This window comes from Chelativorans sp. AA-79 (assembly GCF_029457495.1).
GTDB lineage: Bacteria > Pseudomonadota > Alphaproteobacteria > Rhizobiales > Rhizobiaceae > Chelativorans.
Genome location: NZ_CP120361.1, coordinates 1362366 through 1375000, shown reverse-complemented (window position 1 = coordinate 1375000; position 12635 = coordinate 1362366). Strand labels below are relative to the sequence as shown.

The window sequence follows — 12635 nt, the reverse complement described above, 5'->3', positions numbered from 1 at the left end:
GATGTAGCTCTCGCCGTAATAGGCGTGGATGTCGCACACGCGGAGGTAAGGCTCGGCCTTCGTTGTTGTCTCCGGATCGGGCATCGTAATGGCGTTCATCAACGGGATCCTCCCAGATACGCTTCCTGCACGACAGGATTGCCCCTTACCTCGTCGGGCTTGCCGTCGGCGATGATACTTCCCTGCGCAAGCACCGTGATGCGATCGGCGAGCGAGAAGACGACATGCATGTCATGCTCGATGATGACCTTTGTCATCCCCCGTTCCTTGATCTTTCTGAGGAGATCGATCGTCGCATTGGTGTCATGCCGCGACATGCCGGCCGTCGGCTCGTCGAGGAGAAGCAGGCGCGGATGCTGCACCAGTCCCATGGCCAATTCCAGCCGGCGCTTGTCTCCGCGCGACAGGCTGGCCGCGAGGCCGTCCCTTTGCTCCACCAGGCCGACATCCTCGAGCCAGTGCTTGGCCTCGTCGACGATTTCCGTCCGGCTCGACACCATCCGCCAGCTGTTCAGTCGGAAGGCTCCGTCGCGCCGGGCGAGCGCCGGGACCATGACATTCTGCAGAAGCGTGAGATCGGGAAAGATCTCCGGCGTCTGGAAAACGCGGGCCACGCCGATCTGGTTGATTTCGTAAGGGTGCTTGCCCGTGATCACCGTACCGTCGAAGACCACGGCGCCGCTGTCGGGCGCAAGCCGACCGATGCAGATGTTCAGCAGCGTCGACTTGCCAGCACCGTTCGGTCCGATGATGGCGTGGGTCGTGCCCTCCGCCACTTGAAGATCGATATCGGAGAGCGCATGCAGGCCGCCGAAATTCTTGTTGACGTCGGCGATGTGGAGAACGGCGTTTTCCATCAGCTGCATTCCTCACTTTGCCGTGACGAGCCCGACGCTCTCGCGTGCCGGTTTCTTGGCGGCGAACAGCGCGCGAATCCGGCGTGCACCCTCCATCAGGCCTCCCGGCAGGAAGATGACGATAAGCATGAAGATGACGCCCAGCGTCAGAAACCAGCCCTCTCCCACGAACGGTGCGGTTATCGTGACGACGAAGTCCTCCAGTTCGTCGGGCAGGAAGGAGAAGACCGCATGCAGCCGCGCCTCGTGATAGGAGGAGAAGATGTTCTCGAAATATTTGATGACGCCGGCTCCGACGACCGGCCCCACCAGCGTGCCTGCTCCGCCGAGAATGGTCATCAGCACCACCTCGCCGGAGGCGGTCCACTGCATGCGTTCAGCGCCTGCCAGGGGATCGGTGACGGCCAGCAACGCGCCGGCGAGCCCGGCATACATGCCCGAGGCTACAAAGGCCGCCAGCGTGTAGGGGCGGGTGTTGAAGCCCGTATAGCCCATTCGGCTCTGGTTCGACTTGATGGCGCGCAGCGTCAACCCGAACGGCGAGCGGTCGATGCGCATGGCCACGAAGAAGCATATGATCAGCATCACCGCGCAGAAATAGAAGCCGGCATAGCCGTTCATTTCGATACCGAAGAAGCTCGGAAAGGGAATGCCCGCGCTTTCGGTCGCGCCGGACATGCGGTCGAGCACCCGTGGATCGCCGAGCGAAAGCTGCAGGCCCGTTTCGCCGTTGGTGATCGGGGTGAACACCGAATAAGCCAGATTGTAGGACATCTGCGCAAAAGCGAGCGTGAGGATCGAGAAGTAGATTCCGGACCGGCGAAGGCTGATATAGCCGATTGCGGCGGCAAAGACGCCCGACAGGATGACCGCGAAGATGATCGCCGGGATCACATTCATGGTGAGCAGCTTGAACGACCAGACCGCGGCATAGGAACCGACGCCGAGGAAGGCAGCATGGCCGAACGAGAGATAACCGGTCAGGCCGAAGAGGATGTTGAAGCCGATTGCGAAAATGCCGTAGATCGCGAACTTCTGCAGCAAGTCTGGATAGTTGGCCCCCAGCGGGTCAAGCCAGACCGGCATGGTCAGAACGGCGACGGTGAAAAGCGTCAGGAACATCAGATCCTGGCCAAGCGACATCATCTTCATGTCAGTCTTCCATAACTCCGCGACGACCCATCAGCCCTCTCGGACGCACCAGCAGGATGACCACCGCGACGAGGTAGATCACCACCTGGTCGATGCCCGGCAGCATGTCCTTGATCTCGTTCATCGAAGCAAAACTCTGCAGCACACCGAGGAGGAAGCCCGCCAGCACCGCGCCGGCCACCGATCCCATGCCGCCCACCACCACGACCACGAAGGAAAGAACGAGGAAATCCATCCCGAGATGGTAGTCCGGCGGCACGATGGGCGTGTACATGGTGCCGGCCATCCCCGCGACCACGGCCGCGATGCCGAAGACGACCGTGAAACGGCGCTGGATGTTGATGCCCAGGAACCCCACCGTCTGACGATCCTGCATGCCGGCACGGACGACCATTCCCCACGTCGTGAACTGCAGGAAAGCGATCACCAGAGCCACCATCAGGATCGAGAAAGCGAGATAGACCAGCCGCCACCATGGATAGTAGAGGCCTGCGCCCAGCCCTAGCCACTTGCCGATATCGGCACTGCCGGAGAGCGTTTCGGGCGCGCTCACCGGGATGGGATTGGCGCCGAAGAAAAGCTTGATCACCTCCTGCAGCACGATCGCCAGTCCGAAGGTCACGAGGATCTGTTCGGCAGGTGGGCGCCTATAGAAGAAGCGGATCAGCCCGCGCTCCATCACCAGGCCGATGAGGAGCATGATCGGAATGGTGACGAGTAGGGAAAGCGGGACGGAATATTGCAGCAGGAAGGCGCCGAAATCGCCGAGCCACGCCTGAACCAGCGGCGTGCGGATCTCCATCGGAGTTCCCCACGGCGTGAGGTTCTCCGGGTCGAGCGTGACCGTCTCCAGCTCGAGAAGGCGATTGACGAGCACGGCGACGAAGGCCCCCAGCATGAAAAGGGCGCCATGCGCAAAATTGACCACGCCAAGCGTGCCGAACACCAGGGTCAGCCCGAGGGCGATCAGCGCATAGGCGCCGCCCTTGTCCAGCCCGTTCAGGAGTTGCAGCAGGAACGCGTCCATTCAAATCACCATATGAGCTCGGCACGTGAGGCTATGGCCGCGCTTGCGGCTTGCCGGGTGGCCACGCGCCGCCCGGCATTCCCTCACAGGCTTCAGCATTTGCTGCTAACAGGGCCGAGCTCACCGCCGAAGATGGACGGGTCATATGTCACCTGCTCCGTCGGCACTTCCTTCACCACCTGGAGCAGATCGAACTTGTCCTTCGGGTCCTCCTTGCCCTGCACGACGAGCACCGGCTTGAAGCACTGGTGGTCCGCGCCGCGATAGAGCGTTGGCCCATTGCCCAGGCCGTCGAACTCGAAGTCCTGAAGCGCCTCGACAACGCCTTCGGGATTGAAGGTGCCCGCGGTCTCACATGCGTTCGCATAGAGGAGCGCCTGCACATAGCAGGTTTGCGCTGCCTGCGAGGGCGGCTGGCCGTATTCCTGGCCGAAGGACTTGGTGAACGCCTTTGTGCCCTCGTTCTCCAGCTTCCAGTCCCAGTTGGCCGTGCCGTAGATTCCTTTGATCGCGTCGCCTGCGCCCTGTGCCATGAGTTCCGAGAAGAGCGGCACGACGATCTGGAAATCCTTGCCGTTCGCCTGCTTGTCGCGCAGGCCGAACTGGACCGCCTGCGTGAGCGAGTTGATCATGTCCTTGCCGTAATGGTTGAGGATCAACACATCGGCGCCGGAATTGAGCACGGGTGTGATGTATTGCGAAAAGTCACCGGCGCCGAGCGGCGTGCGGACGGTCTCCACCGTCTCCCAGCCAAGCGCTTCGGTCGCATTCTTGATGGATTCCTCCTGCGTCCAGCCCCAGGTATAGTCGGCGGTCAGGTGATAGGCTTTCCTGTCCGTGCCGTAGGCCTCGGCAAGGACGGGCCCGAGCGCCTGTCCCGACATGTAGGCGTTGAAGAAGTGGCGGAAACCGTTGCGCTTCTTGTCCTTGCCCGTCGTGTCGTTGGAATGCGTCAAGCCTGCCATGAAGATGATGCCGGATTCCTGGCAGAGCGACTGCACGGCCACGGCCACCCCCGATGACGATCCGCCGGTGACCATCAGCGCGCCGTCCTTCTCGATCATGCGCTTGGCGGACGCTCTGGCCGCGTCCGATTTGGTCTGCGTGTCACCGGTCACGAACGCGACCTTCTTCCCCAGAATTCCGTTGCCCTTCAGTGCGGTGCCTTGGAAGGTATTGAGCATCCCGCCGTCGCCCTCGCCGTTGAGATGCTGAACAGCCAGTTGGAGGGCGCGCAGTTCGTCAGCGCCCTCGTCGGCATACGGGCCCGTCTGCGGCACGTTGAAGCCGAGCACGACATTCGCGCCGGACGGGGCGTTGCAATATTCCTGTGCACGCGAAGCGCTGGTGAAAATGGTTGGCATCGCCAAGCCCGCGCCGGCCATTGCGCTGCCGCGCAGAAAGACACGCCGAGATATGCTGTCGAATTTCATCAGTTCCTCCCTTGGCTGATCGGCGCGACATCCCGACAGGGATGAAGTGCACTGCCAGATTAGCGCCCAATCAGTCAATTCTTCAATAAGCCATTGGTATACCTTACGAATTTTGTAATAATCACTTGTCTCCTGTGCAGCATCATGTAAATTATTTACTGGAGGAGGAATTCTGGTGGCACGCAACCTTACCGGCCTCAAAATCCGCGCCTTGCGCAGGAAGGCGGGCCTGACGCAGAGCGCGCTCGCAGCCCGGGTCGGGATCTCGGCCTCTTACTTGAACCTCATCGAGGCCAACAAGCGGGCGGCCGCCGGCGCAGTGCTCGTCCGGCTGGGAAACGAGCTTGGAATCACACCTTCTGAGCTGGACGGACTTGCCGAACGCCGCCTGATCGAATCTCTGGAAGAGATCGCCATCGACCCCGGCATCGGGGGCGAGGCGCCGCGCCCGCATGCGGCGGAGGATCTCGTCGCCCGGAATCCGGAGTGGGCCGAATTCATTCTTGGTCTCTATCGCGCGTTCCATGACCAGAGTCAGGCCGTCCAGGCGCTTGCGGACCGGCTGAACCGCGATCCGTTCGTCGGAGAAAGCGTCCATCGGATGCTGACGAGCGCAACAGCGATCAGTTCCGCGGCGGAAATCCTCGGAGAAAGCGATGATCTCACGGCAGCAGACCGCGAGCGTTTCCTTGCGATCATCGAAGCCGACGGTACGCGCCTCTCGCAAGCGGCGAGGTCTCTGCTCGACTTCTTCGACAGCTCAAGCATGCGTGTGCGTTCGGCGACATCGATGGAACATGTCGACGCCTTTATCTTCCACTCCGACAACTATTTCCCCGAACTCGAGGCGATCGCCGACCGGCAGGGAGGAGCGGGGGGCGGCGAACGCCCTCCCCGCGAGATGGCTGAGCATCCATCCGACGCGGCGCAGGAAAGCATTCGATTTGAAGCCGCGCGCACCCTTGCGCGAAATCTTGCTTCGGACGAAATAGACGCCATCGTCGGGGTACATCCCGCCCTTCCCACCGAAGAAGCACGTGACTTGGCCAGATCCGCACTGATCAGCTATGTCGCAGGTGCCATCCTCATGCCCTATGACCGCTTCCTGGCGGCGGCTGAGGAATGCCGTTACGATATTGACTTGCTCGCGCGGCGGTTCTGGGTTTCCTATGAACAAGCCGCCCATCGCGTCGCCACGCTGCGGCGGCCCGGCGCTGCAGGAGTACGCTTCGCTTATATGCGTTCCGACGTATCGGGATACGTGACCAAGCGACTGCCGCTCGCGAACCTTCCCCTGCCGCGCTACGGCACCGCCTGCCCCATGTGGCCCATCTATGGCGCCTTCCAGGCACCGGGCACCACCATGCGCTCCTTCGGCGCGCTTCCTTCGGGCGACAATTTCCTGTTCTTCGCACGGGCGGTGGAGAAGCAGCCCGCGCGGGTGGATCGTCCACGCAAGCTGCTGTCGATCATGCTGGCCTGCCCGGCGGCGGATGCCTCACGAGTCCTCTATGGGGACGGTATCGATGCGTCCCGGGCCACCATGCCGGTGGGCACGGTCTGCAGGCTGTGCCCTCGCGAGGCATGCGGCCATCGGCAGGAGGAGCCGCTCATTGCCGGACCCCGCTCACCTTAATACGAAAGGTCTATATTTTGCGTGAGCACGCGCCGTATACTGCCCATGAGGAACCGAGGGAGGAAAGGGCTGTCTGCACAGCGCATCTTGGTCGTGGAGGACGAGCCGAACATCGTCGAATCGCTCCGGTTCATTCTTGAGCGTGCGCGGTTCGAGGTCGATATCGTCTCGAATGGCGCCGCCGCGCTCGAGCGGCTGCGGCACGGGCCGTTTTCCGCGCTCGTCCTCGACCTCATGCTGCCCGGCATGGACGGGCTGGACGTCTTGCAGGCCGTCCGCAGGGATCGCGCGCTAGCCGGCCTTCCCGTGGTCGTGCTTACTGCGAAAGGCCAGTCGAACGACCGGGAAAGGGCCATGGCGTGTGGCGCCAGCGCCTATATCACCAAGCCTTTTTCCAACACCGAAGTGGTCGCCCAGGTGAGGAAGCTGACCGGAATGTGAGATGAGGGAAATCGAGACAGGCGGGCGCGGCGCACGCGATGCGGCAACGGTGCTGCCGTTCCTGGCAGCTTTTCTTCTTGCGCCGCCTGTCATTCTTATCTTCGCCGCCCCTGTCGCCGTTTTCGGAATCCCGCTGACGACGATCTATCTGTTCGGCGTCTGGCTGGTGGTCATTCTGGCGGCGTTTTTCCTTTCGCGGCGCCTCGCCGACCCGGAGGCGGATCGGGATCAGGAAACACGACCGGTTGAAGACGGGAGGCGCTGATGCTTCCCACCAATCTCGTTGTCCTGGTCTGCCTGGGCTATGTCGCCATTCTGTTCGGCGTGGCGTTCGCCGGAGACCGGCGCGCACGCAGGGATCCCGGCGGCTGGCTTTCTTCCCCTCTCGTCTACACCCTCTCGATCTCCATCTATTGCACGTCATGGACTTTCTTCGGCGCAGTCGGCTCAGCCGCGCGAAACGGCTTCGAGTTCGCGACGATCTATCTCGGTCCAACCATCGTCTTCGTGGGTTGGTGGATCTTCCTGCGCAAGCTGGTCACGGTCGGCCGCGTCTACCACACCACCTCCATAGCGGACCTGATTTCGGCACGCTTCGGGAAAGATCCTGCGCTCGGCGCGCTGGTGACCGTCATCGCCGTCATTGCCACGGCACCCTACATCGCACTGCAACTCAAGGCGCTGACCGCCAGCTTTCAGGTCATCACCTTCCATGCCGGCGCCGTGACCGCCGCAAACATCGATCTTGCCCCGGACTTCGCCACCACCTTCTGGCTTGCGGCGGGCCTGTGCGTCTTCTCCATCATGTTCGGCGTGCGCAATATCGACGTCAACGAACGCCATCACGGCGTCATAGCGGCCATTGCGCTGGAAGCGGTCGTGAAACTCGTGGCGCTTCTCGCGGTCGGGTTGTGGGTCGTCTTCGGCCTGCAGGGCACGCCGGCGGCCGCATTCGACAACGCTCCCGTGAGCCTGACCAATCCAGCCTCCACCTTCGGCGCCCGGTGGCTCACACTCTGCTTCTTGGCCGGCGCTGCGGTGATCTGCCTGCCGCGGCAGTTTCAGGTAACGGTGGTCGAGAATTCCAGCGAGCGACAGTTACGCACCGCCTCCTGGCTGTTTCCGCTCTATCTGTTTCTCATTTGTCTTTTCGTCATTCCGATCGCGATAGCCGGCTCGAATCTGCTGCCGGCCGGCTCGAATCCCGATCTTTATGTGCTGACCCTGCCGCTCGATGCCGACCGGCACACGATCGCGCTGCTCGCCTTTCTTGGCGGCTTCTCCTCGGCGACCTCGATGGTGATCGTCTCGTCGATCGCGGTTTCCACGATGATCTCCAACCATATCATCATGCCGCTGGCACTGCGCTTCGCCATCGCGCCGTCCGAGAGCGGGCAGGCCATGCGGGGCTTCATCCTGGGCGCGCGCCGTCTGAGCATCGTCTTCATTGTTTTCCTCGGCTTCATTTATTTCAGGCTGAGCGACACCACCGGAGCGCTTGCCTCGATCGGGCTCATTTCCTTCTGCGGGGTGGCGCAGTTCCTGCCGGGCCTCGTGGGCGGCCTGACTTGGCGGAGGGCCACCCATGGCGGCGCGCTTGCAGGATTATCCGCCGGATTCCTGCTTTGGAGCTACACCCTTTTCCTTCCGAGCCTCGGAGGAACCTTCCTGATGCCGCTCGAAATCATCGAGGAGGGACCGTGGGGGCTAAGTCTTCTGAAGCCGCAGGCCCTGTTCGGGCTCACCGGCATGGACCCGCTGGTCCACGCGGTGTTCTGGAGCATGTTCGCCAATGCCGCACTCTTCGTCGGCATCTCGATGCTTTCGGAGCCGACGCCCTTGGCACGCTACCAGTCGCGTCTGTTCATCGACGTCTTCCGCCGGAGGATGGAGAGCGAAATGAGCGTCATCCGCCGCACTGCCCGCATCTCGGACCTGCGCCGCATCGCCGACCGCATTCTGGGACCTGCGGAAGCATTGGAGCTCTTTGCCCTCGCCGAGCCCATGGATCGCGCCAAGACCGCCAGCGACGAGCTCATCTCCCAAGTCGAGCAGCGGCTCGCCGCCAATGTGGGCGCGTCGACGGCCCGCTCGCTCGTCTCCAGCGTGGTTACCAATGAAACGATAAGCGTGGAGGAATTGAAGCGCCTGGCCGACGAGACGGAGCAGGTTCGGGCCTATTCGGCTGAACTGGAGAAGAAGTCCCGTCAGGTGGAGGAAGCAGCCGCAGAACTCGCCCGCGCGAATCGGCAGTTGAGAGAAATCGATCTTCAAAAGGATGAATTCCTGAGCCAGGTGAGCCACGAACTCAGGACGCCGATGACGGCCATCCGTTCCTTCAGTGACATCCTGCTTTCGACGCCCGAGCTCGGCGAAGCGAAAAGGCGGCGCTTCCTGCAGATCATCCAGGACGAGAGCATCAGGCTGACGAAACTCCTCGACGGCATCCTGCATCTGAGCCGGATGGAGAACGGCGCAACTGAGTGGGAAGCCGAGCCGTTCGATCCCGAGGCCGCCCTCGACCTTGCGATGGCAAGCTGCGAGGTGCTCGCCCGCTCGGAGGGCATAACGCTGAAGCGGACCGGCCGCGCCCGCCGGGCAAAGGTTCAGGGCAATCGCGACCGGCTCACGCAGGTCTTCATCAACCTCATCTCCAATGCCATCAAATACAATACCAACAAGGAGCCGGTGGTTGCCGTGTCGAGCGCAATGCGCAAAGGCGTCTACGAGGCTTCCGTCGACGACAACGGGCCGGGGATCCCCAATTCGGAACGTGAACGGATTTTCCTCAAATTCTCCCGCGGGCCGATGCCGCGGCAGGTCGGCACGGGGCTGGGGCTCGCCATCAGCCGCCGGATCGTGGAAAGCATGGGAGGCGAACTGTCGCTTTCCACCAGCAGGCTGGGAGGAGCGAAGTTCATCATCAGGCTCAGCACCGTACCGGCGGCATCGGGCCTGCAGCCGGCAGGTGGCGGTGCTTTGGCCTCTTCGAAGCAGATCTGACAGGCCGTGCCGCCGCGTCAGGCACTCGGATTAGGAACCGGCCTCCAGGCGAAGTCCGCTGAGATCTGGGGCCGTGGATGCATCCCGCGGCGGAAATCGGAAGGGCTCATGCCGGTCATCTTCCGGAAGCTCTTGTTGAAGGCCGAGAGTGATCCGAACCCGCTATCCATCGCCACACGCAGCACATTGGCGCCATCCTGCATCAGAAGGGCCTGGGCATAGGACAGGCGAAGCAGACTGACATACTCGTTGAGCGTCATGCCCGTCGATTTCTTGAAGACGTTCATCGCATATTTGGGGTGGATGTCCGCCGAGACGGCGATATCGGCCGAATCGATCTGCTGTCGGAAATTCTCGGCCACGAAGGCACAGATACGCCCGATGTTCTGGAAACTCTGCTGGTCCGGTGCCTCCGGCCGGATCACCGGAGCATTTTCCGCCTCGACAAGCCTGTAGGCATCGAACTGAATACGTTCCAAGCGAAGCAGAAGCTCGTCGATGGCATGGTTCGAGCGCCGCACGCCGCCGGCTCTCATATAATCTGACCAGCGTGCAAAATTGGCCGCATCACTCGCGTCCGGCTGCCCGGTCACGAGCGTTGCTCCGCGCATCAGCCGCTGCTGCATATCGGGCGGTAGCCGCAGGCGGAAGAAATGGATGAGCGGCAGGTGGACGGCGACGTAGAATGGATCCTCCGACGTGTCGGCCACCCGGTGCGGCAGGCCGCCCCAGAAGATGCAGAGATCGCCCGGTTCCAGGTGAACGGGATAGCCATGCATCTGGTAATCGACGGTGCCGCGGAAGACGTAGTTGATCTCGACCTGCGCGTGCCAGTGCGGCACGGGCATGATGCCGGGCTGCATATGGCTGACGACCAAGGTATTCGGAACCTTTTCGACCGTGCTCTTCAGCGGGTCCCAGTAACGCTTCCCCGGAATCTTACCATCGGACAAGTTCGCCTTCCCCTCGCGCAGGACGCTGGCCAGAGAAGCGATAATCTATCGGCCGCTCGGCGTGCGAGCAACAGAAAGAGCTTCGACATGACCACGACTTCCAGAATGCGTTGGGGCATCATCGGGCCGGGCATGATCGCCCGGGCCTTCGCAGCGGGCCTCGCCGATTCCAGCACCGGCACGCTCGCCGCCATCGGCACGCGCAATCCCGAAAACCCTGCGCTCGCAGGGTATTTTCCCGGCGCGCGGGTACATCACGGCTATGCCACGCTGCTTGCCGACCCCGAGATCGACGCCGTCTATATCGCAACCCCTCACCCCGGCCACGCCGAGTGGGCCATCAAGGCTGCGGAAGCCGGCAAGCACGTGATCGTGGAGAAGCCGATGGGGCTTACCGCCTTCGAGGCCGACGCCATCATCCATGCTGCCCGGAAGGCCGGCACTTTCATGGGCGAAGGCTACATGTACCGCCTGCACCCGCAGACGCTCAGGCTGGTGGAGCTCATCCGCGAAGGCATGGTCGGCGACGTGCGTATGATCCAATCGAGCTTCGGCTTCGCCATGCCCCGCGTCGACCCCGAACACCGGCTCTACGCCAACGAACTCGCAGGCGGCGGCATCCTCGACGTGGGCGGCTATCCCGTCTCCATGGCACGGCTGATCGCGGGCGCCAGCGAAGGAATGTCCTTCGCCGAGCCCGACAAGGTGGTGGGCACGGCACACCTCGGCCAGACCGGCGTGGACGAATGGGCTGCCGCCGTCCTCCACTTCCCGAGCGGCATCGTCGCAGAGGTCTCCTGCGCCGTCTCGCTCAAGCTGGACAATGTGCTGCGCATCTCCGGGACGAAAGGCCGCATCGAGGTGGCGGACTTCTGGTTCGCCTCGGGCCGCCAGGGCGGCACCGGCCGAATCGAGATCATCCTCTCCGATGGCGCGCGCGAGACCGTGACGGTGGAGGAGCCACGGCATCTCTACGCCTTCGAGGCGGATGCCGCAGCCGAGGCGATTCGTGCCGGACGGCAGGAGTTCTCCGCGCCCGGCATGACCTGGCAGGACACGCTCGGCAATCTCAAGGTGCTGGACAAGTGGCGCGCGGCCACCGGCCTCCAATACGAGATCGAGAAGCCGGCGCTTCGCACACGAACGCTGAAGGGGGAGAAGCTCGAAAAGCGCGCGGACCACATCGGGACGCGGAGGATCGCAGGCCTCGAAAAGGTGATCTCGCGCATCGCCCTCGGCTTCGAAGACTTCCCGAACTTCGCCGCCGCCGCCCCCCTTCTCGACACCTATTTCGAGAAGGGCGGCAACGCCTTTGACACCGCCTGGATCTACGGCACCGGCCGGGCCGAACGCGTGCTGGGCGATTGGCTCGAGAGTCGCGGCGTCCGCAAGGAGATGGTGATCATCGGCAAAGGCGCCCATTCTCCCCTCACCTACCCCGACGTCATCGGCCGCCAGCTCACCGAGTCGCTCGACCGCCTGAAGACGGACCGCGTGGACGTCTATTTCATGCATCGCGACAATCCGGATGTGCCTGTGGACGAATTCGTCGATGCGATGGATGCCGAGGTGAAAGCCGGTCGTATTTGCGGCCCGTTCGGCGGCTCCAACTGGACAAGGGAGCGCATGGATGCCGCAATCGCCTATGCGCAGCGGGCGGGCAAAACGGCACCCATGGTGCTTTCCAACAACTTCTCGCTCGCCGAGATGCTCGAACCCATATGGGCGGGCTGCGTCGCCGCGTCGGACGAGGCCTGGAGGATGTGGCTCAAGGAAACCCAGGTCACCAATTTCGCCTGGTCGAGTCAGGGCCGCGGCTTCTTCACCGAGCGCGCGGGCCGCGACAAGCGCGACAGCGAGGAGTTGGTGCGCGTCTGGTACTCGCAGAAGAACTTCCAGCGCCGCGACCGGGCTGTGGAACTGGCGGAGAAACTCGGCTGCAAGCCCATCCACGTGGCGCTTGCCTATGTGCTGTCGCAGCCTTTCCCTGTCGTGCCGCTCATCGGTCCGCGCACGCTCGCCGAGCTCGACGACAGCCTGCTCGCGCTCGATATCGAGCTTTCGCCGGGCGATGTCCGGTGGCTGAAGTCCGGCACTCGCTGATTGGCGGCAAAGCAGAGCGTCACCCTTGCC

General features: G+C 62.8%; 11 protein-coding genes (1 of these 11 only partly in view). 5 read left to right on the top strand and 6 right to left on the bottom strand.

Annotated features, from left to right (window positions below; genetic code table 11):
• The 5 genes from PVE73_RS06755 to PVE73_RS06735 all read right to left on the bottom strand — a co-directional run.
• Positions 1-84, bottom strand: the beginning of a protein-coding gene (locus tag PVE73_RS06755; protein ID WP_277367369.1) for an ABC transporter ATP-binding protein. The gene continues 651 nt to the left of window position 1, outside the view; 84 of the gene's 735 nt are visible here — the first part of the coding sequence; the start codon lies at positions 82-84; its stop codon lies beyond the left edge, outside the window.
• A 14-nt stretch (positions 85-98) separates the two neighbouring features.
• Positions 99-857: an ABC transporter ATP-binding protein gene (locus PVE73_RS06750; protein WP_277366217.1), complete on the bottom strand. Its 759-nt coding sequence runs from the start codon at positions 855-857 to the stop codon at positions 99-101.
• A gap of 12 nt (positions 858-869) precedes the next feature.
• Positions 870-1979 (bottom strand): branched-chain amino acid ABC transporter permease, encoded by a 1110-nt coding sequence (locus tag PVE73_RS06745; protein WP_277367368.1) that lies wholly within the window; start codon positions 1977-1979, stop codon positions 870-872.
• Between the two features lie 31 nt (positions 1980-2010).
• Complete coding sequence (locus PVE73_RS06740; protein WP_277366216.1) at positions 2011-3036, bottom strand: branched-chain amino acid ABC transporter permease; 1026 nt, start codon at positions 3034-3036, stop codon at positions 2011-2013.
• Positions 3037-3128: 92 nt separating this feature from the next.
• Positions 3129-4469 carry an ABC transporter substrate-binding protein gene (locus PVE73_RS06735; RefSeq protein WP_277366215.1) on the bottom strand — a complete coding sequence of 447 codons (1341 nt, stop codon included), beginning with the start codon at positions 4467-4469 and terminating at the stop codon, positions 3129-3131.
• A 175-nt stretch (positions 4470-4644) separates the two neighbouring features.
• Here PVE73_RS06735 and PVE73_RS06730 point away from each other — a divergent pair, with 175 nt between their 5' ends.
• The 4 genes from PVE73_RS06730 to PVE73_RS06715 are packed head-to-tail and all read left to right on the top strand — an operon-like array spanning position 4645 to position 9549.
• The gene (locus PVE73_RS06730; protein WP_277366214.1) at positions 4645-6105 is read left to right on the top strand and encodes a helix-turn-helix domain-containing protein; all 1461 of its coding nucleotides are present in this window, start codon (positions 4645-4647) and stop codon (positions 6103-6105) included.
• Between the two features lie 45 nt (positions 6106-6150).
• A complete protein-coding gene (locus tag PVE73_RS06725) occupies positions 6151-6546 on the top strand; it encodes a response regulator (RefSeq protein WP_277366213.1) in 396 nt (131 codons plus the stop codon).
• Position 6547: 1 nt separating this feature from the next.
• Positions 6548-6811: a hypothetical protein gene (locus tag PVE73_RS06720; RefSeq protein WP_277366212.1), complete on the top strand. Its 264-nt coding sequence runs from the start codon at positions 6548-6550 to the stop codon at positions 6809-6811.
• Positions 6811-9549 carry a sensor histidine kinase gene (locus PVE73_RS06715; RefSeq protein WP_277366211.1) on the top strand — a complete coding sequence of 913 codons (2739 nt, stop codon included), beginning with the start codon at positions 6811-6813 and terminating at the stop codon, positions 9547-9549. Before PVE73_RS06720 ends, PVE73_RS06715 begins: the two co-directional genes overlap by 1 nt.
• Positions 9550-9566: 17 nt before the next feature.
• On the opposite strand, the gene PVE73_RS06710 is transcribed toward PVE73_RS06715, so the two are convergent.
• Positions 9567-10487 (bottom strand): helix-turn-helix domain-containing protein, encoded by a 921-nt coding sequence (locus PVE73_RS06710; protein ID WP_277367367.1) that lies wholly within the window; start codon positions 10485-10487, stop codon positions 9567-9569.
• Between the two features lie 102 nt (positions 10488-10589).
• On the opposite strand from PVE73_RS06710, the gene PVE73_RS06705 reads away from it, so the two are divergent.
• Entirely contained in the window at positions 10590-12605 is a 2016-nt protein-coding gene (locus PVE73_RS06705; protein WP_277366210.1) for an aldo/keto reductase, read from the top strand.
• Positions 12606-12635: the final 30 nt, after the last annotated feature.